At 62.5% G+C, this 22,413-nt stretch carries 20 protein-coding genes; all 20 read right to left on the bottom strand.

Annotated elements, in window-relative coordinates:
• Nucleotides 1-248 precede the first annotated feature (248 nt).
• The 20 genes from NKH03_RS09890 to NKH03_RS09985 all read right to left on the bottom strand — a co-directional run bounded on the left by NKH03_RS09890 (nucleotide 249) and on the right by NKH03_RS09985 (nucleotide 22,410).
• Nucleotides 249-932 (bottom strand): ABC transporter ATP-binding protein, encoded by a 684-nt coding sequence (locus tag NKH03_RS09890; protein WP_181956525.1) that lies wholly within the window; start codon nucleotides 930-932, stop codon nucleotides 249-251.
• Nucleotides 929-2,215 (bottom strand): lipoprotein-releasing ABC transporter permease subunit, encoded by a 1,287-nt coding sequence (locus NKH03_RS09895; protein WP_352968231.1) that lies wholly within the window; start codon nucleotides 2,213-2,215, stop codon nucleotides 929-931. Before NKH03_RS09895 ends, NKH03_RS09890 begins: the two co-directional genes overlap by 4 nt.
• Nucleotides 2,212-3,540: a proline--tRNA ligase gene (gene proS, locus NKH03_RS09900; protein WP_352968232.1), complete on the bottom strand. Its 1,329-nt coding sequence runs from the start codon at nucleotides 3,538-3,540 to the stop codon at nucleotides 2,212-2,214. Before proS ends, NKH03_RS09895 begins: the two co-directional genes overlap by 4 nt.
• A gap of 633 nt (nucleotides 3,541-4,173) precedes the next feature.
• On the bottom strand, nucleotides 4,174-4,458 hold the full coding sequence (locus tag NKH03_RS09905) for a DUF1467 family protein (RefSeq protein ID WP_352870980.1): 285 nt from the start codon (nucleotides 4,456-4,458) through the stop codon (nucleotides 4,174-4,176).
• Entirely contained in the window at nucleotides 4,455-4,859 is a 405-nt protein-coding gene (gene mce / locus NKH03_RS09910; RefSeq protein ID WP_352968233.1) for a methylmalonyl-CoA epimerase, read from the bottom strand. The genes NKH03_RS09905 and mce overlap by 4 nt, the downstream gene beginning before the upstream one ends.
• Before the next feature lie 132 nt (nucleotides 4,860-4,991).
• On the bottom strand, nucleotides 4,992-6,662 hold the full coding sequence (locus tag NKH03_RS09915) for a ribonuclease J (protein ID WP_352968234.1): 1,671 nt from the start codon (nucleotides 6,660-6,662) through the stop codon (nucleotides 4,992-4,994).
• 118 nt (nucleotides 6,663-6,780) lie between these two features.
• The gene (locus NKH03_RS09920) at nucleotides 6,781-7,602 is read right to left on the bottom strand and encodes a biotin--[acetyl-CoA-carboxylase] ligase (protein WP_352968235.1); all 822 of its coding nucleotides are present in this window, start codon (nucleotides 7,600-7,602) and stop codon (nucleotides 6,781-6,783) included.
• 5 nt (nucleotides 7,603-7,607) lie between these two features.
• Complete coding sequence (nuoN, locus tag NKH03_RS09925) at nucleotides 7,608-9,044, bottom strand: NADH-quinone oxidoreductase subunit NuoN (protein ID WP_352968236.1); 1,437 nt, start codon at nucleotides 9,042-9,044, stop codon at nucleotides 7,608-7,610.
• A gap of 18 nt (nucleotides 9,045-9,062) precedes the next feature.
• Complete coding sequence (locus NKH03_RS09930) at nucleotides 9,063-10,568, bottom strand: NADH-quinone oxidoreductase subunit M (RefSeq protein ID WP_352968237.1); 1,506 nt, start codon at nucleotides 10,566-10,568, stop codon at nucleotides 9,063-9,065.
• Entirely contained in the window at nucleotides 10,568-12,541 is a 1,974-nt protein-coding gene (gene nuoL, locus NKH03_RS09935; protein WP_352968238.1) for an NADH-quinone oxidoreductase subunit L, read from the bottom strand. Before nuoL ends, NKH03_RS09930 begins: the two co-directional genes overlap by 1 nt.
• A gap of 10 nt (nucleotides 12,542-12,551) precedes the next feature.
• Nucleotides 12,552-12,860, bottom strand: coding sequence for an NADH-quinone oxidoreductase subunit NuoK (nuoK, locus tag NKH03_RS09940; protein ID WP_019858930.1), 309 nt, complete (start codon nucleotides 12,858-12,860; stop codon nucleotides 12,552-12,554).
• 1 nt (nucleotide 12,861) lies between these two features.
• Nucleotides 12,862-13,482, bottom strand: a complete 621-nt coding sequence (locus NKH03_RS09945; protein ID WP_352727724.1) for an NADH-quinone oxidoreductase subunit J — start codon at nucleotides 13,480-13,482, stop codon at nucleotides 12,862-12,864.
• Between the two features lie 235 nt (nucleotides 13,483-13,717).
• Nucleotides 13,718-14,209 carry an NADH-quinone oxidoreductase subunit NuoI gene (gene nuoI / locus NKH03_RS09950; RefSeq protein ID WP_023812382.1) on the bottom strand — a complete coding sequence of 164 codons (492 nt, stop codon included), beginning with the start codon at nucleotides 14,207-14,209 and terminating at the stop codon, nucleotides 13,718-13,720.
• Nucleotides 14,209-15,252, bottom strand: a complete 1,044-nt coding sequence (gene nuoH, locus NKH03_RS09955; RefSeq protein ID WP_352870971.1) for an NADH-quinone oxidoreductase subunit NuoH — start codon at nucleotides 15,250-15,252, stop codon at nucleotides 14,209-14,211. The genes nuoI and nuoH overlap by 1 nt, the downstream gene beginning before the upstream one ends.
• Before the next feature lie 2 nt (nucleotides 15,253-15,254).
• The gene (nuoG, locus tag NKH03_RS09960) at nucleotides 15,255-17,336 is read right to left on the bottom strand and encodes an NADH-quinone oxidoreductase subunit NuoG (RefSeq protein ID WP_352968239.1); all 2,082 of its coding nucleotides are present in this window, start codon (nucleotides 17,334-17,336) and stop codon (nucleotides 15,255-15,257) included.
• Between the two features lie 73 nt (nucleotides 17,337-17,409).
• A complete protein-coding gene (locus NKH03_RS09965; RefSeq protein WP_352968240.1) occupies nucleotides 17,410-18,102 on the bottom strand; it encodes a helix-hairpin-helix domain-containing protein in 693 nt (230 codons plus the stop codon).
• Nucleotides 18,103-18,177: 75 nt separating this feature from the next.
• Nucleotides 18,178-19,482: an NADH-quinone oxidoreductase subunit NuoF gene (gene nuoF / locus NKH03_RS09970; RefSeq protein ID WP_352968241.1), complete on the bottom strand. Its 1,305-nt coding sequence runs from the start codon at nucleotides 19,480-19,482 to the stop codon at nucleotides 18,178-18,180.
• Between the two features lie 10 nt (nucleotides 19,483-19,492).
• A complete protein-coding gene (locus NKH03_RS09975; protein ID WP_352968242.1) occupies nucleotides 19,493-20,782 on the bottom strand; it encodes an NADH-quinone oxidoreductase subunit E in 1,290 nt (429 codons plus the stop codon).
• Nucleotides 20,782-21,972 carry an NADH-quinone oxidoreductase subunit D gene (locus tag NKH03_RS09980; RefSeq protein ID WP_352632484.1) on the bottom strand — a complete coding sequence of 397 codons (1,191 nt, stop codon included), beginning with the start codon at nucleotides 21,970-21,972 and terminating at the stop codon, nucleotides 20,782-20,784. The genes NKH03_RS09975 and NKH03_RS09980 overlap by 1 nt, the downstream gene beginning before the upstream one ends.
• Nucleotides 21,973-22,020: 48 nt before the next feature.
• Nucleotides 22,021-22,410 (bottom strand): four helix bundle protein, encoded by a 390-nt coding sequence (locus NKH03_RS09985; RefSeq protein ID WP_352870963.1) that lies wholly within the window; start codon nucleotides 22,408-22,410, stop codon nucleotides 22,021-22,023.
• Nucleotides 22,411-22,413: the final 3 nt, after the last annotated feature.

Below are 22,413 nucleotides of genomic sequence, written 5' to 3' on the forward strand. Positions count from 1 at the left end.
AAATGTCAACGCGCACAATCCGGCCGCGTCCGGAATTTCCGGGCGATCAAATCGGCAGGGTTAAGAAAAGGTTGATCGGCGCACGACAGTTGCCCAGTACCGACCAGAGCACGTCGAGACTCAGGTCAGGCCGAGCCGAGAATGGTGGATTCCGAGAGCCGGAGCGGAGCGTACTTTTGGGTACGTGAGCACCGGAAGCGCAGGAAGCCGCCTTTCGCAGGCCGGCCTCACCTGAGTATCGCCGTGCCCTAGAGCGGCACCACTTTGCCGTCGGCGAGCGTCACCCGCCGGTCCATGCGCGATGCCAGCTCGTGATTGTGGGTGGCGATCAGCGCCGCGAGGCCCGATTGCTTGACCAGCGCCGCCAGCGCCTCGAACACGTAGGAGGCGGTGACCGGGTCGAGATTGCCGGTCGGCTCATCCGCCAGCAGCACCAGCGGCGCGTTGGCAACGGCGCGGGCTATGGCGACGCGCTGCTGCTCGCCGCCGGAAAGCTCGGACGGCCGGTGCGACGCGCGCTTGCCGATCTGCATGTAATCGAGCAGCTGTGCCGCGCGCTCGGCCGCGTCCTTGCGGCTCAGCCCTTTGATGAGCTGCGGCATCATGATGTTTTCCAGCGCCGAGAATTCCGGCAGCAAATGATGGAACTGATAGACGAAGCCGACATCGTTGCGGCGGATCGCCGTGCGCTCGTCGTCGGAGAGCCGCCCGCAGGCACGGCCGGCGAGGATGACGTCGCCGGCGTCGGGACGCTCCAGCAGGCCGGCAGTGTGCAACAGCGTCGACTTGCCGGTGCCCGACGGCGCCACCAGCGCCACCATCTCACCGCGCTTCAGCGAGAAATCGGCACCGTTCAAGATAGTGAGCTTGCGCGGCCCCTGGACATAGTGCCGCTCGACGCTCTTCAGCTCGATAATGGCCTCGGCCATCACTCGTACCTCAAGGCTTCGACGGGATCGAGGCGCGCGGCCCGCCATGCCGGAAACACCGTTGCCAGGAACGACAGGCCGAGCGCCATCAGGATTACATAGGTCGTCTCGCGCGGATCCATCTTCGCCGGCAACTGGCTGAGGAAATAGAGTTCCGGGTTGAACAGAACCTTGCCGGTCATCCACGAGAAGAACTGGCGGATCGATTCGATGTTGGTGCAGATCAGCACGCCGAGCAGCACGCCGGCGAGTGTGCCCGTCACGCCGATCGCCGCACCCGTCATCAGGAAGATGCGCAGGATGGCGCCACGTGAGGCCCCCATGGTGCGCAGGATGGCAATGTCATGTCCCTTGTCCTTCACCAGCATGATCAGGCCTGAGATGATGTTCAACGCCGCCACCAGCACGATCAGCGTCAGGATCATGAACATGACATTGCGCTCGACCTGCAGGGCGGAGAAGAACGTCTCGTTGCGCTGGCGCCAGTCGACCATGTCGATCGGCCGCTGCGCCGCCGCCTCCACCTTCGGTTTCAGCGCGTCGACATCGTCGGGATTGTCGACATAGATCTCGATCGTCTGCGCCCGGCCGTCCATATTGAAATAGAGCTGCGCCTCGGAGAACGGCATGTAGACGATGGAAGTGTCATATTCCGACATGCCGACTTCGAAGATCGCGGCGATCTTGTAGCCCTTCATGCGTGGCGTCGTGCCAATCGGGGTCACGTCGCCGTCCGGCGAGATCAAGGTGACGGTGTCACCAAGCGTCAAGCCGAGATTCTCGGCCATGCGCTTGCCGATGGCCACGCCCTCGCCGGAGTCGAAATCGGCGATCGAGCCCTGCTTGATGTTGCTGGCAACGATCGAGATCTTGCTGAGATCCTCGCCGCGGATGCCGCGCACCAGCGCGCCGGTTCCGCCGCCGACATTGCCTTGCGCCAGCACCTGGCCATCGATCAGCGGGATGGCGTATTTGACGCCTGATACACCGTTGATGCGGCCGGCGACCTGCGCATAGTCCTCAAGCGGCGAATCGAGCGGCTGCACGATGAGATGGCCGTTGACGCCGAGGATGCGCGTCAGCAGCTCCGCGCGGAAGCCGTTCATCACCGCCATCACCACGATCAGCGTGGCGACCCCCAGCATGATGCCGAGGAAGGAGATCGAAGCGATCACCGAGATCACCGTCTCCTTGCGCCGCGAGCGCAAATAGCGCCACGCGACCATGCGCTCGAAGATGGAAAAAGGCCCGGCGCCTGCCGATCTTGCCGCCACCGCCTCGATCATGCGGCGACACCGAAGCGCTTCTTCACGTCCGCGACCGGCAGCGTCTCACGCTCGCCGGTCTTGCGATTCTTGATCTCGATCTCGCCGGCAGCCACGCCGCGCGGTCCAACGATCACTTGCCACGGCAGGCCGATCAGATCGGCGGTGGCGAACTTGCCGCCGGGCCGCTGGTCGGTGTCGTCATGGAGCACGTCCTTGCCGGCAGCCACGAAAGCGGCATGCAGCTCGTCGCAGACGCGGTCGCACTCGGCATCGCCCGCCTTCATGTTGATTAGCCCGATGTCGAACGGCGCCACCGCCTCCGGCCAGATGATGCCGTTGTCATCGTGGCTCGCTTCGATGATCGCCGCGACAAGGCGCGACGGACCGATGCCGTAGGAGCCGCCGGAGACGAAATGATCCTTGCCGTCGGGCCCGGTCACCTTGGCGCCCATCGGCTTGGAATATTTGTCACCGAAATGGAAGATGTGGCCGACCTCGATGCCGCGAGCCGAAACCTTGTCGGTTTCCCCGATCTTTTCCCACGCCGCCTCGTCATGCATCTCGTCGGTGGCGGCGTAAGGCGTCGTCCACGTCTTGACGATGTCGCCGATCTCGGCGTCGTTGGCGAAGTCGGTCTTCTCTCCGGGCACATCAAGCGAAAGATAGTCGCGGTGGCAGTAGACCTGGCTCTCGCCGGTGTCGGCGAGGATGATGAATTCATGGCTGAGATCGCCGCCGATCGGCCCGGTGTCGGCTCGCATCGGGATAGCCTGCAGGCCCATGCGGGTGAAGGTCCTGAGATAGGACACGAACATCCTGTTGTAGGCCGCCTTGGCGCCTTCGAAGTCGAGGTCGAAGGAATACGCGTCCTTCATCAGGAATTCCCTGCTGCGCATGACGCCGAAGCGCGGCCGCACTTCGTCGCGGAACTTCCACTGGATGTGGTAGAGATTGAGCGGCAGGTCCTTGTAGGATTTGACATAGGCGCGGACGATCTCGGTGACCACTTCCTCATTGGTCGGGCCGTAGAGCATGTCGCGGTCCTGCCGGTCCTTGATGCGCAGCATCTCCTTGCCATAGTCGTCGTAGCGGCCGCTTTCGCGCCACAGATCGGCCGACTGGATGGTCGGCATCAGGATTTCCAGCGCACCGGCGCGATCCTGCTCCTCGCGGATGATGCGGCAGACCTTGTCCAGCACCCGCTTGCCGAGCGGCAGCCATGAGAAACTGCCCTGCCCCTGCTGGCGGATCATGCCGGCGCGCAGCATCAGCCGGTGCGAGACGATCTCGGCCTCGCGCGGATTTTCTTTGAGAATGGGCAGGAAATAGCGCGACAAACGCATGGACTGGTCCGTGAGTGAGAATGGCCGCGCGGGAATCGGCGCGGCACGGGCTTGCTTGCCCCGGCTTCATAGCCATTTCATGGCGGAATGGAAACCCGGACGCACTGGCCCGAAAATCGGAAATTGATTTTCAAAAATACCGCGGTGCTGGGAGTAAAACTATTGCAGTGTACCTCGCGCGTCCGGCAAACGCGCGGCGTTCCAAGGCGCCGCATTTGCCCCGCGCGCCTTAGTGGTCGTTTCCCAAGCAACGCCTGCCGCACTATTGTGCAGTGCAGCACGAGAATGCCCGTTTCAAGGCAAAATTCTTCGTGACATTTTCATTCGCGTTAGGCTAATGTGCCCTGATAACCGAGAGGGTGGAAAAAAATCCGCTCTCCTACGCGGTCAAAGTCTTGGGAGGATGCGATCTAGGCGCGGTTACTCGCTGCCGCCGGAAACCGGAAACAGATCGGACGCGTTTAAATTGCAAGGCCTTGTGCCTTGCATTTTTTTTGTGCAATCATCCGCTTAGCGCAACGAGTTGCCAAACTACCTTACCTGGCGGCAGCACTCGCGCAGCCGCAAACGGCACGGCATTCCTGTTCTGAACGCGCACGATTCCGACTGATAAAAACGCCCTTGCGGGACGGTCTATTTGGTTGGGGTTTGGTTGAATTCCGGCACGATGTGCGGGATGTCGTCGAGGCTGTATCCCAGCCCATGCGTCAGGCCATAAAAAATGCCCATGAGGACGCCCGTGGCGATGGTGGTGCGGATCACGGCGCGCAGCATATGGGGCCCGCGCGGCGCGCTCGGAACCGTGCCCAGCGTCACATCATGGTCGTCATCCTGCGTCTTCACGCTGAACGGCAGCACGGCAAACAGCACCACCCACCAGGTCGCGAAAAACAGGGCGGTGAACGAAACCCAGCTCATGATTGCTCCAGTTCGATCAGCGTGCCGAAGAAATCCTTCGGATGCAGGAACAGCACCGGCTTGCCGTGCGCGCCGGTTTTCGGGTTGCCGTCGCCCAGCACGCGGGCGCCGGCAGCCTTGAGCCGGTCGCGCGCGGCGAGGATGTCGTCGACCTCATAGCAAAGATGATGCATGCCGCCGGAAGGGTTCTTCTCCAGGAAGGCGGCGATCGGCGACCCCTCGCCCAAGGGCTCCAGAAGTTCGATCTTGGTGTTGCCGACATTGACGAACACCACGGTGACGCCATGCTCCGGCAGCGCCCGCGGCTCCGTCACGTCCGCGCCGAGCGTATTGCGATAGACGGCGACGGCGGCAGCCAGATCCGGCACGGCAAGCGCGACATGGTTCAGACGTCCGAGCATAGGGTGCTCCGTGGGAATGGTGAATGGTGAATGGTGAATGGTGAATGGTGAATGGTGAATGGTGAATGGTGAACCCAATCTCGATCACCACAGGACGTCGAGCACTATTCACTATTCACTATTCACTATTCACTACCTAGTCACAAACACCGTCACCAGCGGCTTCTTGCCCCAGGCTTCGTTGGCGGCGCCGCGCACGGCGCGCCGGACTGCTTCCTGCACAAGATCGAGGTCTTTTCGGCGCTGACGGGGGATCGAGTCCACCGCGCCGATTGCCGCATCGATCATCAGGTCCTCGAGCGTCTCACCACGCCCATCGGCCTCGGCGACGCCGATGGCGACCAGGTCGGGATCACCGGCCAGTTCATATTTGTCGTCGAGCACGACATTGACCGCGACATGGCCGGCAAAGGACAGTTTGCGCCGGTCGCGGATGCCCATCGCCTGATCGGTGCCGATCAATCTGCCGTCCTTGTAGACGCGGCCGAACGGCACCTGGTCGATAATGGTGGCGGGGCCGGGAGCAAGCCTGAGCATGTCGCCGTCGCGCACCTGCGCCACCTGGCCGATGCCAGACGTCGACATCAGCGATCCCTGCGCCACCAAATGCGCCGCCTCGCCATGCACGGGAACGCCGATCTGTGGGCGCACCCATTCATACATCTTGCGCAATTCGCTGCGCCGCGGATGGCCGGAGACATGCACCAGCGCGTCGCCGTCCTCGATGATCTTGATGCCGAGGTCGATGAGGCGGTTCTTGATCTCGAGGATCGCCTTCTCGTTGCCCGGAATGGTGCGCGAGGAAAACACCACCGTGTCGCCGGCCGTAAATGATACCGATTTCATCTCGTCGCGCGACAGCTTGGCCAATGCGGCAAGTGGCTCACCCTGGCTGCCGGTGCAGATGATGACGAGGTTCTCGCGCGGGATGAAACCAAAATCCTCCTCGGCGATGAACTCCGGCAGCCCATCCATGTAGCCGAGTTCGCCAGCCACATCGATCACCCGCTTCAGCGAGCGGCCGAGCACCAGGCACTGGCGGCCGGCATCCCGAGCCGCCCTGGCGATGGAGACGATGCGTCCGACATTGGAGGAAAACGTGGTGACGGCGACACGGCCCTTGGCGGCCTGGATGACGCCTTTCAGTCCTTCGCCGACCGCGACCTCCGACGGCGACTCGCCTTCCCGCAGCGCGTTGGTCGAATCGCAGATCAGCGCCAGAACGCCCTTGTCGCCATAGGCGCGGAAACGCGCCTCATCGGTCTTCGGCCCGATCGTCGGCTCCGGATCGATCTTCCAGTCACCGGTGTGGATGACGGTGCCGACCGGCGAGGTGATTGCCAGCGACATTGGCTCGGGAATGGAGTGCGCGACCGGAATGGCTTCGATCTCGAACGGACCGACGGTGAATTTCTCGCCTGCTCTGTAGATCGTCACCGGTATTTTCGGTGCGCCCTGCTCGCCTTGCCGCTTGGCTTCGAGCAAGCCGGCGCTGAATGGCGTCATCCAGACCGGCGCCTTCAGCTTCGGCCATGTGTCGAGCAGCGCGCCATAGTGGTCTTCATGCGCATGGGTGATGACGATGCCGCGCAGATTGGCGAGGTTCTCCTCGATGAAGCGCGTATCGGGCAAGATCAGATCGACGCCCGGATGCGCGGCATCGGGGAAGGTCACACCGACATCGATGATGATCCACTCGCGCGCACTGGGCGGACCGTAGCCGTAAAGAGCGAAGTTCATACCGATCTCGCCAACGCCGCCGAGCGGCACGAAGACGAGTTCGGCGTTTTCCGCTTTCGCCATGATTTTTCCCTTCCTGGTCCTCAGACCAAGTCCATAAAGCAATTCCAGGAAAAGTGTCTAACGGTTTTCCCACAGGAATTGCATGAAAACAAACACTTAGAGCCGTTAGCGAACGGCTCTAAACGCGGGCAGACGCGACCGCGCCGAAATGCACGTCGCCGGCGGCGATCGTCAGAACAGAACCTTCATCGTCGCGGATCACGAAACGGCAGTCCTCGTCAATGGTTTCAAACACCCCACGCAGCACATTACCGTCAATTCTGACAGCAACCTGCTCGCCGAGCCCCGCCGCGCGAGCCAACCAGCGTCGCCTGACGGCCGCAAGTCCGCGGCCTTCGTCCCACAACCTGGCATTCTCGCTCCAGGCATCCGACAGCGCCAGGAACAGTGTTTCCGCATCGCATGTCGCGCCCAGCGCGTTGAGTGATGTTGCCGGATAAGGCAAATCCTCGGGGTATGCCACCGCATTCACGCCGATGCCGACCGCCACCGCGAAACGGCCGCCGTCCAGGATCGCCGATTCCAGCAGGATGCCGGCCAGCTTGGCGCCCGAGGCAAGCACGTCGTTCGGCCATTTCAGCTCGAAACGATTCTTTCCCTCACTGCCGCCGTCGAGGCCGATGGCGATCCGCCCCTTCGGCACCACGGCATCGAGCGCATCGGCCAGCGCCAGCCCGGCGACGAAGCCCAGCGTTGCGGCAAGGCGAAGCTCGGCACTGGTGATGACGAGCAGTGTCGCCGCCAGATTGCCTTCCGGCGTCGCCCAGACGCGGCCACGTCGTCCGCGCCCGCTTTCCTGTCTTTTGGAAACGACCCACAGCCTGCCCGGATCGCCCGCCCTTGCATGGTCCAGCGCCAGCGCATTGGTTGAGCCGACGCTGTCATGCGCTTCGAGCCGGAACCCTTCCGACGCCGAGGTTGGAGCCAGCCGAAATACCATGCCGTCTAGAAAAACGTCTTGGCGGCGGCTTCGGCATAGGTGCCGATCGGTCCGCCGATCAGCACATAGAACAGCACGAAGGCGCCGGAGACGCCGAGGACGACACGCAATTCGCTCGCCATCGGCACGAAGCCGCCAACCGGTTCGTCGAACCACATGATCTTGATGATGCGCAGGTAATAATAGGCGCCCACGACAGAGGCCAGCACACCGATGATCGCCAGCGCGTAGAGATTGGCATTGATGGCGGCGAGGAAGACGTACCATTTCCCCCAGAAGCCGGCGAGCGGCGGGATGCCGGCAAGCGAGAACATCAGGATGGTCAGGATCGTCGCCATGATCGGATTGGTCGACGACAGGCCGGCCAGGTCGCTGATCTGCTCGACATTGCCTTCCTTGCGCCGCATGGCGAGAATGAAGGCGAAGGTGCCGAGCGTCATCACCAGATAGATCAGCATGTAGATGGCAACGCCGCGCACGCCGGCCTGGCTGTTGGCGGCAAGGCCGACCAGCGCGTAGCCCATATGGCCGATCGAGGAGTAAGCCATCAGCCGCTTGATGTTGGTCTGGCCGATCGCGGCGAAAGCGCCGAGCGCCATCGAAGCGATCGAAATGAAGACGATGATCTGCTGCCAGTCGGCGGCGATCGGCTTGAACGCGCCCATGGTGACGCGCACGATCAGCGCCATCGCCGCCATCTTCGGTGCCGCCGCCAGGAAGGCCGTCACCGGCGTCGGGGCGCCCTCGTAGACGTCGGGCGTCCACATGTGGAACGGCACCGCCGAGATCTTGAAGGCAAGGCCGGCCAGCACGAAGACGAGACCGAAGACAAGGCCAAGCTGGCGCTCGCCGCCGCCCAGTGCCGTTGCGATCTCCTGAAAGCCGGTGTTGCCGGTGTAGCCGTAGACCAGGCTGATGCCATAGAGCAGCATGCCCGACGACAGCGCGCCGAGGACGAAATATTTGAGGCCGGCCTCGGTCGAGCGCAGATTGTCACGATTGATCGCGCACAGCACATAGATCGCCAACGACTGCAGCTCGAGGCCGAGATAGAGGCCGATCATGCCGTTGGCGGAGATCATAAGCATCATGCCGAGCGTGCAGAGCAGGATCAGTACCGGATATTCGAACTTGTCGAACCGTTCCGCCTTGGCAAAGCGCATCGACATAACCAGCGTCACCGCCGAGCCGACCAGCGCCAGCACTTTCATGAAGCGGGCGAAGGTATCCTGGATGAAGGCATTGCCGTAGGCGCTGCCCTGCACGGTATGGAAGATCAGCCAGGCGCCTGATATCACCAGCACGGCGACCGCAAGGCCGGTCACCGTGTTGGCGGTGTTGGCGCGCGAATAGGCCCCGACCATCAGCAGCGCCAGCGCGCCGACGGCAAGGATCAACTCTGGCGTCGAGAGCGACAGGCTGGAAAGAAGGTCCGGCGTCATGTTTCGCAAAACCTCTGGTCAGTTCGCCGCCGCGGTCTGCGCGGCGCCGATGGATGCAGTGACATTGGTGACGAGCGACTTGACCGATTCGGCCGTCGCGTCGAAGACGGGCGCGGGATAGACGCCGAAGAAGATGACCAGCACGACCAGCGGGTAGATGATCACCCTCTCGCGCGGCGACAGATCCAGCAGGTTTTTCAGGCTGTCCTTGGTCAGCGCGCCGAAGATCACCCGGCGATAGAGCCAGAGTGCGTAGGCGGCCGACAGGATGACGCCGGTGGCGGCGAAGAACGCCACCCAGGTGTTGACCCGGAACACGCCGAGCATGGTCAGGAATTCACCGACGAAGCCGCTGGTACCGGGCAGGCCGACATTGGCCATGGTGAAGATCATGAACACGGTGGCGTATTTCGGCATGTTGTTGACCAGGCCGCCATAGGCGTCGATCTCACGCGTGTGCATGCGGTCATAGATGACGCCGACGCACAGGAACAGCGCGCCGGAGACGAGGCCGTGGCTGAGCATCTGGAAGATGGCGCCCTGCACGCCTTCCTGGTTCATGGCGAAGATGCCCATGGTGACGAAGCCCATATGGGCGACCGACGAATAAGCGATCAGCTTCTTCATGTCCTCCTGCATCAGCGCCACCAGCGAGGTGTAGATGATGGCGACGACGGAGAGTGTGAACACCAGCGGCGCGAACATCTCGGACGCCAGCGGGAACATCGGCAAGGAGAAACGCAGGAAGCCGTACCCGCCCATCTTCAAGAGGATGGCGGCAAGGATGACCGAGCCCGCGGTTGGTGCCTCGACGTGCGCGTCCGGCAGCCAGGTGTGCACCGGCCACATCGGCATCTTCACCGCGAAGGATGCGAAGAAGGCGAGCCATAGCCATGTCTGCATGTTGGCGGGGAAATTGTGCGTCAACAGCGTCGGGATGTCGGTCGTGCCGGACTGATAGAACATCGCCATGATGGCGAGCAGCATCAGCACCGAGCCGGCCAGCGTGTAGAGGAAGAACTTGAACGAGGCGTAGACGCGCCGCTTGCCGCCCCAGACGCCGATGATGATGAACATCGGGATCAGGCCGGCTTCGAAGAAAACGTAGAACAGCACGATATCGAGCGCGCAGAACACGCCGATCATCAATGTTTCGAGCAGCAGGAAGGCGATCATGTAGGCCTTGACGCGCTTCTCGATCGATTCCCAGGACGCCAGGATGCAGAGCGGCATCAGGAAGGTCGTCAGGATGACGAACAGCATCGAGATGCCGTCGACGCCCATATGGTAGGAAATGCCGGAGTCGAGCCAGGCGACCTTCTCGACGAACTGGAAGCCGGACTGCGAATTGTCGAAGCCGGTCCAGATGAACAGCGAGACGACGAACGTGAACGTCGTCGTCAACAGCGCGATGGCGCGGATGTTGCGGCGCGCGTTTTCACTGTCATCGTTGATGAACAGGATGAGCAGCACACCAACCAGCGGGAGGAAGGTGACCAGCGAGAGGATTGGCCAGGCGGTCATCAGAGCATCATCCAGGTGACGAGTGCGGCAACGCCGATCAGCATGGCGAAGGCATAGTGGTAGAGGTAGCCGGTCTGCAGCTTGACGACGCGGTTGGTGACATCGACGACGCGCGCCGAGATGCCATCCGGACCAAGGCCGTCAATGACGGTGCCGTCGCCGGTCTTCCACAGGAAATGGCCAAGGCGCTTGGCGGGTCGCACGAACAGGAAATCGTAGAGCTCGTCGAAATACCACTTGTTGAGCAGGAAGGCGTAGAGCCCGCGATGATGGGCCGCCAGATTGACGGGCATTTCCGGCGAGCGGATGTAGAACTTCCAGGCCACAGCGAAGCCGATCAGCATGGCGATGAACGGCGATAGTTCGACCCACAGCGGCAATTCGTGGATCTCGTGCAATATGTGGTTGTCCGGCAGCGTGAACAGCGACGCCTTCCAGAACTCGGCATAGCCCTCGCCTATGAAGGCCCCGTGGAAGATGATGCCGGCAAACAGCGCTCCCGCGGCCAGGATGAACAGCGGCACCAGCATCACCGGCGGCGATTCATGGACGTGGTGCATCACCTCATGGCTCGCCCGCGGCTGGCCGTGGAACGTCATGAAGATCAGCCGCCAGGAGTAGAAGGAGGTGAAGCAGGCGGCGATGACCAAAAGCACGAACGCCATGCCGGCAACCGGATTGTGGCTGGCAAACGCGCTCTCGATGATGGCGTCCTTGGAGAAGAAGCCGGCGGTGCCGATGACCGTCACCGGGATGCCGACGCCGGTCAGCGCCAGCGTGCCGATCACCATCATCCAGTAAGTGGTCGGGATCAGCTGCCGCAAGCCGCCCATCTTGCGCATGTCCTGCTCGTCGGAGACGGCATGGATGACCGAGCCCGAGCCGAGGAACAGCAGCGCCTTGAAGAAGGCATGCGTGAACAGATGGAAGATCGCCGCGCCATAGGCGCCGACGCCGAGCGCCACGAACATGTAGCCGAGCTGCGAACAGGTCGAATAGGCGATGACGCGCTTGATGTCGTTCTGCACGAGGCCGACCGTCGCCGCGAAAAAGGCGGTGAAGGCGCCGATGAAGGTGACGACCATCAGCGCCGAATGCGACAGTTCGAACAGCGGCGACAGACGCGCCAGCATGAACACGCCGGCCGTCACCATGGTGGCGGCATGGATAAGTGCGGAAACCGGCGTCGGGCCTTCCATGGCATCCGGCAGCCAGGTGTGCAGCGGCACCTGCGCCGACTTGCCCATGGCGCCCATGAACAACAGCAGGCAGACGACCGTCATGGCCGCCTGCTTGTCCAGCGCATAGCCAAGGAAGGTCAGCACGGCGGCGCCCTGTGGCGCGCCTTCGGCCGGAATGAACGTCGGCGCATTGGCGAAGATGGTGCCGAGATTGACCGAGCCGAACAGCACGAACAAGCCGAAGATGCCGAGCGCGAAGCCGAAATCGCCGACGCGGTTGACGACGAAGGCCTTGATCGCCGCGGCATTGGCCGACGGCTTCTTGTACCAGAAACCGATCAGCAGGTAGGATGCGAGGCCGACCCCTTCCCAGCCGAAGAACATCTGCACCAGATTGTCCGCCGTCACCAGCATCAGCATGGCGAAGGTGAACAGCGACAGATATGCGAAGAAACGTGGCCGGTTCGGATCGTGGTGCATGTAGCCGATCGAATAGATGTGGACCAGCGCCGACACCGTGTTGACCACCACCAGCATCACCACCGTCAGCGTGTCGATGCGCAGCGCCCAGGACGCTTCCAGCCCACCCGACTGGATCCAGCGCAGCACCGGCACGGTGAACACCTCGCCATGGCCGAAACCGACGGTGAAGAAGGCGACCCACGACAGCACGGCCGCGATCACCAGGAAGCCGGAGGTGATGTATTCGGACGCCTTGGCGCCGAGCGACGTGCCGAACAGGCCGACGATCAGGAAGCCGAGCAGGGGAAGGAAGACGATGGCCTGATACATGGTGGTTCCGTCAACCCTTCATCATGTTCACGTCTTCGACCGCGATCGAGCCGCGGTTGCGGAAGAAGACGACGAGAATGGCAAGTCCGATGGCGGCCTCGGCCGCCGCGACTGTCAGCACGAACAGCGCAAACACCTGGCCGACCAGATCACCAAGTGCTGCCGAAAAGGCGACGAAATTGATGTTGACCGCAAGCAGGATCAGCTCGACCGACATCAGGATGACGATGACGTTCTTGCGGTTCAGGAAGATGCCGAACACGCCGAGCGTGAACAGGATCGCCGATACGGTCAGGTAATGTGCGATGCCGACAACCATCTCAGAGCCCTTCGCCTGTCTTGACCTTGCGGATTTCCATGCCCGTCGCCGGCGTACGGCCGACCTGGGCCGCGATCGACTGCCGCTTGATGCCTGGTTTATGGCGCAGCGTCAGCACGATGGCGCCGATCATGGCGACGAGCAGGATGAGGCCCGAAATCTGGAAGTAGTAGAGGTAGTCGGTATAGAGGATGTCGCCGAGTGCGGCCGTATTTGTCCGCGCGGCGAGATCCGGGATGGGTTTCGAGACCGTCGAGGCGAGCTGCGGCGCGAATGTATAGCCGCCGAGCACGACGATCAGCTCCGCCGCCAGGATCAGCCCGACCATCGCGCCGATCGGCGCATACTGAAGAGCGCCTTCCTTCATCTCGGCGAAATCGACGTCGAGCATCATGACGACGAACAGGAACAGCACCATGACCGCGCCGACATAGACGACGAGCAGGATCATCGCCAGGAATTCGGCCCCGGTCAGCATGAAAAGGCCGGCGGCGTTGAAGAAGGTCAGGATCAGGAACAGCACCGAATGCACGGGGTTGCGCGACGAAATGACCATGAACGCCGACGCCACCGCGACAAAGGCGAAGAGGTAGAAAAAGGCCGCCTCTAGTCCACTCAGCATTGGGGTTCCCCAAGGTTCCTGTCAAAACAGGACGCTCGTCCTGTTTCGATTTTTTGCCACCGCCTCCGGTCGGCAAGTTGCGTGTTCCTAGCCCATGTTCCGATCGGGTTGAAAGACCCGATCGAAAGAAACATGGGCCACTCTGGATTCCGGAGGACGATCTGGTCCGAAAAGTCTGCAACTTCTCGGGATCATCCTCTGGACGAGGCCCCTCGCCCCGTCCATGCGTCAAATATCAGCGGTAAGGCGAGTCCAGCGAGATGTTGCGCGCCAGTTCGCGCTCCCACCGGTCGCCATTCGCCAGCAGCTTGTCCTTGTCGTAGTAGAGTTCTTCGCGCGTTTCCGTCGCGAATTCGAAATTCGGCCCCTCGACGATGGCGTCGACCGGGCAGGCTTCCTGGCAGAAGCCGCAATAGATGCACTTCACCATGTCGATGTCGTAACGCACGGTGCGGCGTGTGCCGTCATTGCGGCGCGGACCGGCCTCGATGGTGATGGCCTGCGCCGGGCAGATCGCCTCGCACAATTTACAGGCGATGCAGCGTTCCTCGCCATTGGGATAGCGGCGCAACGCATGCTCGCCCCGGAAGCGCGGGCTGGTCGGCCCCTTCTCGTGCGGATAGTTGATCGTCTCCTTCGGCGCGAAGAACTGGCGCATCGACAGGAAGAACGCGCTGACGAAATCCTGCAGCAGCAGCGATTTTGCGGCTTGGGAAAGAGCGGACATCACGCAAACCCCGTGATCTTGAGGAAGGCGGCTGTGGCGACCACCATGAACAGCGAGATCGGCAGGAACACCTTCCAGCCAAGCCGCATCAGCTGGTCGTAGCGATAGCGCGGCACGAAGGCCTTCACCATGGAGATGCCGAAGAACACGAAGCAGACCTTCAGCACGAACCAGATGACGCCCGGTACCCAGGTGAACGGCGCGAAGTCGAAGGGCGGCAGCCAGCCGCCGAGAAACAGGATGGTGGCCAACGCGCACATCAGCACGATGGCGACATACTCGCCGAGGAAGAACAGCAGGAACGGCGTCGACGAGTACTCGACCATGTGGCCGGCGACCAGCTCCGATTCGGCTTCCACCAGATCGAAGGGCGGACGATTCGTCTCGGCCAGTGCCGAGATGAAGAAGATGATGAACATCGGGAACAGTGCCAGCCAGTTCCAATCGAGGAAGGTGTTGGGCAGGCCAAGCCGCGTACCAAGCCCGTCATGCTGCGACAGCACGATTTCGGACAGGTTGAGCGAGCCGGCGGTGAGCAGCACGGTGACGATGACGAAGCCGATCGAGACTTCGTAGGACACCATCTGCGCAGCCGAGCGCAACGCGCCGAGGAACGGATATTTCGAGTTCGACGCCCAGCCGCCCATGATCACGCCATAGACCTCGAGCGAGGAAATGGCGAAGACATAGAGGATGCCGACATTGACGTTGGCGATCGCCCAGCCCTGGCTGACCGGAATGACCGCCCAGGCCGAGATCGCCAGCACGGCCGAGACCAGCGGCGCCAGCAGGAAGACGCCCTTGTTGGCGCCTGACGGGATCACCGGTTCCTTGAAGACGAATTTCAGCAGATCGGCGAAAGCCTGCAGCGTGCCCCAGGGACCGACGACATTCGGGCCGCGGCGCAGTTGCACCGCCGCCCAGATCTTGCGGTCGGCGTAGAGGATGTAGGCGACGAAGATCAACAGCACGACGATCAGCACGACCGACTTCAAGAGGATCAGCAGCGCCGGCAGCACGTAGAAGGAGAAAAAAGTGTCCATGCTTATTCCGCCGCCTGCTTGAAGCCGCTCTTGGCCAGCGCCGAGCATTCCGCCATCACGGCCGATGCCCGCGCGATCGGGTTGGTCAGGTAGAAATCCTTGACCGGCGAGGTGAAGGTGCCCTTGTTCAGGCGCCCGCCGAGCTTCGCCAGTTTGCCGATGTCCTCGGCATTGCCGGCCGCGACCTGATCGATGCGGGCCAGATGCGGGTATTCGCCATAGAGCTTGGCACGCAGCTGCGGCAGCGAATCGAACGGCAGTTTCTTGCCCAGCACATCCGATAGTGCCCGCAGGATAGCCCAGTCCTCGCGGGCATCGCCCGGCGCGAAGCCGGCGCGGTTGGTCTGCTGCACGCGGCCTTCGGTGTTGACATAGGTGGCCGACTTTTCCGTGTAGGCCGCCGCCGGAAGGATGACATTGGCGCGGTGCGCGCCCTGGTCGCCATGCGTGCCGATATAGACGACGAAGGCGCCGCCGGTCTTGGCCATGTCGATCTCGTCGGCGCCGAGCAGGAACAGCAGCTCCATGTCGCCCAGCATGCCGGCGACATTCTTGCCGCCCTCGCCCGGCACGAATCCGAGATCGAGACCGCCGACGCGTCCGGCCGCATTATGCAGTACGGCAAAGCCGTTCCAGTCCGCGCGAGCAGCGTTCACGGCGGTGGCCAGTTTTGCCGCCTGGCCGAGCACGGCCGCGCCGTCGGATCGCGCCAGCGCGCCCTGGCCGACGATAACAAGCGGATGTGTAGCCTTCTTCAGCACCTGGAAGAACTTGCCGTTGCCGTCCGCCAAATCCTTCAGCGAATCCGGTCCGGCGCCCAGCTGTTCGTAATCGTAGCGCGTGTCGCCGACATCGCCGATGACACCGACCGGCAGATTGCCGATCCGCCAGCGCTTGCGGATGCGGGTGTTGAGCACCGAGGCTTCATAGCGCGGGTTGGCGCCGATGATCAGCACCGCATCCGCCTGCTCGATGCCTTCAATGGTCGGGTTGAAGATATAGCTCGCACGGCCAAGCGCCGGATCGAGTGCGGCACCATCCTGGCGGCAATCGACATTTTTTGAGCCGAGCGAGGCCATCAGCAGCTTCAGTGCGTAGATTTCCTCGACCGCGGCGAGATCGCCTGAAATGGCGCCGATCTTCTCTGGAGCGGTCTTCGACACCTCGTCCTTGATCGCGGCGAACGCCTCGGCCCAGCTTGCCGTAACCAGCTTGCCGTCCTTGCGCACATAGGGGCGGTCGAGGCGCTGCGTGCGCAGGCCGTCCCAGATGAAGCGGGTCTTGTCGGAAATCCACTCCTCGTTCACCGCTTCGTTGACGCGCGGCAGGATGCGCATCACTTCGCGGCCCCGGCTGTCGACGCGGATCGCCGAGCCGACCGCGTCCATCACGTCGATGGATTCGGTCTTGGTCAGCTCCCACGGCCGCGCCTGGAAGGCGAAGGGTTTTGAGGTCAGCGCGCCAACCGGGCAAAGATCGATGACATTGCCCTGCAGCTCGGAGGTCATCGCGCTTTCGAGATAGGTGGTGATCTCGGCATCCTCGCCACGGCCGATCAGGCCGAGTTCGGAAATGCCGGCGACTTCCGTGGTGAAGCGGACGCAGCGCGTGCAATGGATGCAGCGGTTCATCACCGTCTTGACCAGCGGTCCGATATACTTGTCTTCGACCGCGCGCTTGTTCTCGTGATAGCGCGAGGAATCGACGCCGAAAGCCATCGCCTGGTCCTGCAGGTCGCATTCGCCTCCCTGGTCGCAGATCGGGCAATCCAGCGGATGGTTGATCAGCAGGAACTCCATCACGCCTTCCCTGGCCTTCTTGACCATCGGCGTGTTGGTGAAGATTTCCGGCGGCTCGCCATTCGGGCCGGGGCGCAGGTCGCGCACGCCCATGGCACAGGAAGCCTGCGGCTTGGGCGGTCCGCCCTTCACCTCGATCAGGCACATCCGGCAATTGCCAGCGATCGACAGCCGCTCATGGAAGCAGAAGCGCGGCACTTCCGCGCCAGCGTCTTCCGCCGCCTGCAGCAGCGTGTAGTGGTCGGGTACAGTGATCTCTTTCCCGTCGACCTTGAGCTTTGCCATTCGCCTCAAACCTCTGCGGAGTGCCCGCAATCTCTTTTTCCGGACATGGTCGAGACCACACCGGGCATTTCATTCAATTCTTGACGGCGAGCGCCGCCGCTTGGGCCGTCCAGTCGTCGCGGCCGATACGGCCGCCGAGCGACAGATAGTCCTCGACCCAGGCAACCTCTTGCGGCGTCCATGCCGCGATCTGGTCATACGTCCAGATGCCCAGGCCGTTGAGAACCTTTTCCAGCTTGGGACCGATACCCGATATGGCCTTGAGATCCGCCGGTTTCGCCGGCTTTTCCATCGCCCTGGGCTGCCTGAAATCCTCTGGCATCAGCACATCGGCGGCGTCGCCGGCCGCCGGGACGGCATTCGCCGCCGGCACTGCGGTGGCGGCTTCCTTCGCGGCAATGTCGGTGACTTCCTGGGCAAAGGACTGCGCCTCGGCGATCATGGTTTTCGCCGTCGCGCGCGCCTTGGTGGAGGACGGGCTCGGATCGTCGAACCGCGCGACGCGCGCCTCGAAATCATCGACGATCGGCTGCAGCAGCCGTTGCGACGCCTCGGCCGCTCCCGAAAGCGCGCCCAGCCAGACGCCGAACGCGTGATTGGCGAACCCGAGGCCAAGCGCCGACATCGCCGCCGCACCCGCCACGGGATGCACGAGAAGGTTGACGGCGCTGGCCATCTCTTTCGGCATCATCCTGGTCAGATCCTGGTTCATTTTCTCGAGCTGGTCCAAATTGGGCATTGGATTGGGTGTCGAATACGGCGCCATAGAGTTCTCCTGGTCGTTTTTCGTTCGCCCGCCCCGGTTGTCTCAAATCGGGCCTTCGCCCGCATTCAAAATCTTCTATTCGGCCGCTACCATCACAGGTTCTGCCCGGTGCGCGTTGCGGGAAAACTCGTCGATGCGCCGCTCCACCTCGCCGCGGAAATGCCGCATCAGGCCCTGGATCGGCCATGCCGCCGCGTCGCCCAGCGCGCAGATCGTGTGGCCCTCGACCTGCTTGGTCACGTCGAGCAGCATGTCGATCTCGCGCTTCTGCGCCTCGCCGCGCACCAGTCGCTCCATCACCCGCCACATCCAGCCGGTGCCTTCGCGGCACGGCGTGCACTGGCCGCAGCTCTCATGCTTGTAGAAATAGGAAAGCCGCGCGATCGCCTTCACGATATCGGTCGACTTGTCCATGACGATGACAGCCGCCGTGCCGAGGCCGGATTTAAGGTCGCGCAATGCGTCGAAGTCCATCGGTGTGTCGATGATCTGCGCTGCCGGCACCAGCGGCACCGAAGCACCGCCCGGGATGACCGCCAAAAGATTGTCCCAGCCGCCGCGAATACCGCCGCAATGCGTCTCGATCAGTTCGCGGAACGGGATCGACATCGCCTCTTCGACCGTGCACGGATTGTTGACGTGGCCGGAGATGCAAAACAGCTTGGTGCCGACATTGTTGGGCCGCCCGAAGGACGAGAACCAGGCTGCACCGCGGCGCAGGATGGTCGGCGCAACGGCGATCGATTCGACATTGTTGACAGTGGTCGGGCAGCCATAGAGGCCGACATTGGCGGGGAATGGCGGCTTCAGCCTGGGCTGGCCCTTCTTGCCCTCGAGGCTTTCGAGGAGTGCTGTCTCCTCGCCGCAGATATAGGCGCCGGCGCCATGGTGCATGTAGATTTCGAAATCATAGCCGGAGGTGTTGTTCTTGCCGATCAGCTTGGCCTCATAGGCCTCGTCGATCGCCCGCTGCAGCGCCTCGCGCTCACGGACGAACTCGCCGCGTACATAGATGTAGGCGGCGATCGCGCCCATGGCGAAGCCGGCGAGGAATGCGCCCTCGACCAGCGTGTGCGGGTCATTGCGCAGGATGTCGCGGTCCTTGCAGGTGCCGGGCTCGGATTCATCGGCGTTGATGACCAGATAGCTCGGCCGGCCGTCGCTCTGCTTGGGCATGAACGACCATTTGAGGCCCGTCGGGAAACCGGCGCCGCCGCGGCCGCGCAGGCCCGACGCCTTCATCTCGTTGACGATCCAGTCGCGTCCCTTGGCGACGATGCCGGGCGTGTTGTCCCAAGCGCCGCGCGCCATCGCGCCGGCCAGCGACTTGTCGAACAGGCCGTAGATGTTGGTGAAGATGCGGTCTTTGTCCTGAAGCATTTTTCGTCCCTCAGACCGGCTTCTTGCCGAAGACGCGGATGTATTCGGCGACGCCGCCCTTGGCGAGCGCCTTGGCCTGCTTGACCCAGTCGTCGCGGTCGATGCGGCCCTGGAAGGAGAGATAGCCGTCCACCCACTCGCGCTCCGCTTTCTTCCACGAAGCGACCTGGGCGAAGGTGAAGATGCCCAGCGAATGCAGGATGCCTTCGATCTTCGGCCCGACGCCGGAAATCAGCTTGAGGTCATCGACCAGCGCCGGCCTGTCGATACCGGCCGGACGGTTCTTGTCCTCGAGCGACGGTTTGGCCGGCTTGGCCGCCTTCGCGGCTGGCACCTTGACCTCCGGCGATTTGAAGGCAGAAGCCGGCTCGGCCTTGTTCTTGGGGCCACTGCGCTGCTTGGAAACCTGCTCGACCTCGGGGTCCGCCTTGTTGGCATTGGCGGCCGAATGCAACGGTGCCGAAACGCTCGCCGCCTTTTCAACGGCCGGCGCCACCTTGACCGGCGAAGGCGATTTCAGCGCCGGGCTGGTCTCCGGCGCATCGGTTTTCGGCTTGCTGGCCTTCGAAGGCCCAACCGGAGCGGCAGCCGCTATTGGTGCGACCGTGGCGATGATCGCATCAGGCGCCGCCTGGGCGGCCTTGGTCGCGGCCTTGGCTTCCCTGTCGCGGGTCGACTTGAGGATCGCCTTTTCACTCTTCAAGGTTGTGAGGCCGGAGGCCGGCTCCGAGCCGGTGCGGCCGTTCTGCGGCCCCGTTGGCACCGAGGCGCCCTTGCCGGCGCCGTAGAGATCGATGATCTCGGCCAGCCGTTCCGGAGTGAGGTCTTCGAAAGTGTCCTTGAAGATCATCACCATCGGCGCGTTGACGCAGGCGCCGAGGCATTCGACCTCTTCCCACGACAAGGTGCCCTTGTCGTTGGTGTGGAACTGGTCGTGGTGGATCTTCGACCGGCAGACATCCATCAGCGCTTCCGAGCCGCGCAGCATGCAGGGCGTTGTGCCGCAGACCTGGATATGCGCGCGCGTACCGACCGGATTCAGCTGGTACTGCGTGTAGAAGGTCGCGACCTCGAGCCCGCGGATCCGGGGCATGCCGAGCATGTCGGAAATCGTCTCGATCGCCGCCTTGGTCACCCAGCCTTCCTGCTCCTGTGCTATCATCAGCAATGGAATGATGGCCGACTGTTCGCGGCCCTTCGGGTACTTCTTGATCCATTGCTTCGCCGCTGCCGCGTTCGCCCGGTTGAAGGCGAAGGAGGCTGGCTGGACGCTGGCTTCTGCGAGACGGCGGACTGACATTAGCGATCGACCTCACCAAACACGATGTCGAGGGAGCCGAGAACGGCGGTGACGTCGGCCAGCATGTGGCCACGACAGAGGAAATCCATCGCTTGCAGATGCGCAAAACCAGGCGCGCGCAGCTTGCAGCGGTAGGGCTTGTTGGAGCCGTCGGAGACCAGATAGACGCCGAATTCGCCCTTCGGCGCCTCGACCGCCGCATAGACCTCGCCGGCCGGCACGCGATAACCCTCGGTGTAGAGCTTGAAGTGATGGATCAGCGCTTCCATCGAGCGCTTCATCGCCTGGCGCTTGGGCGGCACCACCTTGCCGTCGAGGTTCGACACCGGGCCGGTGCTTTCCTTGCCGAGCAAGAGGTCGACGCACTGGCGCATGATCTTCGCCGACTGACGCATTTCTTCCATGCGTACGAGGTAACGGTCGAAGCAGTCGCCGTTCTTGCCGATCGGAATGTCGAAATCCATTTCCGAATAGCATTCATAGGGTTGCGACTTGCGCAGGTCCCAGGGCGCGCCCGAGCCGCGCACCATGACGCCGGAAAAGCCCCAGGCCCAGGCGTCGGCCAATGTGACGATGCCGATATCGACATTGCGCTGCTTGAAGATGCGGTTGCCGGTCAGCAACTGATCGAGGTCGTCGATCGACTTCAGGAACGGGTCGATCCACTTGCCGATATCCTCGACCAGCTTTTGCGGCAGGTCCTGGTGGACACCGCCGGGACGGAAATAGGCGGCATGCATGCGCGAGCCGGAGGCGCGCTCATAGAACACCATCAGCTTTTCGCGCTCGACAAAGCCCCACAGCGGCGGCGTCAGCGCACCGACATCCATCGCCTGCGTCGTCACATTGAGGATGTGCGACATGATGCGGCCGATTTCGCAGTAGAGCACGCGGATCAACTGCCCGCGCTTCGGCACGTCGATGCCGAGCAGCCGCTCGGCGGCCAGCGCGAAGGCGTGCTCCTGGTTCATCGGCGCGCAATAGTCGAGCCGGTCCAGATAGGGGATCGCCTGCAGATAGGTCTTGGCCTCGATCAGCTTTTCCGTGCCGCGATGCAAGAGCCCGATATGCGGATCGACGCGGTCGACGACTTCGCCGTCAAGTTCGAGAACCAACCTCAAAACACCATGCGCTGCAGGGTGTTGAGGTCCAAAGTTGATGTTAAAATTGCGGACGGAGGTCTCAGCCATGGATCGCCCTTGGCGATGAGTGAATGGTGAATGGTGAATGGTGAATGGTCATGCGCGTGCCCCATCCTGGTCCAGCGACCGAACGAACGAAACCAGCCTCTTGCCGAGCTTTGTGTAGCTCGGTTCCAGCTTCGCTGCCTGCTCCTGGGACAACAACCCGATCCGTATGCAAAGCATGGTATGTGTTTCCAGTTCCTTCAAGGAACCTTGTGCGATGCGAAGAAACTGAATGAACGTTCGTCGCTGTGCGCGACCAAACCCTTCCGCTATATTCGCCGGGATTGAGACTGCGCAACGTCGCATCTGGGATGTGATTCCATACAATTCCTCGCGCGGAAACCCGCGCGTCAAAACATAGATTTCCTCGGCGATATCCATCGCTTCTTTCCAGACGATGAGATCGCGATAATCGCGTATAGCTTCCGGCGTCTTGTCCATTCA

This window comes from Mesorhizobium sp. M1406, assembly GCF_040317555.1.
Taxonomy (GTDB): domain Bacteria; phylum Pseudomonadota; class Alphaproteobacteria; order Rhizobiales; family Rhizobiaceae; genus Mesorhizobium.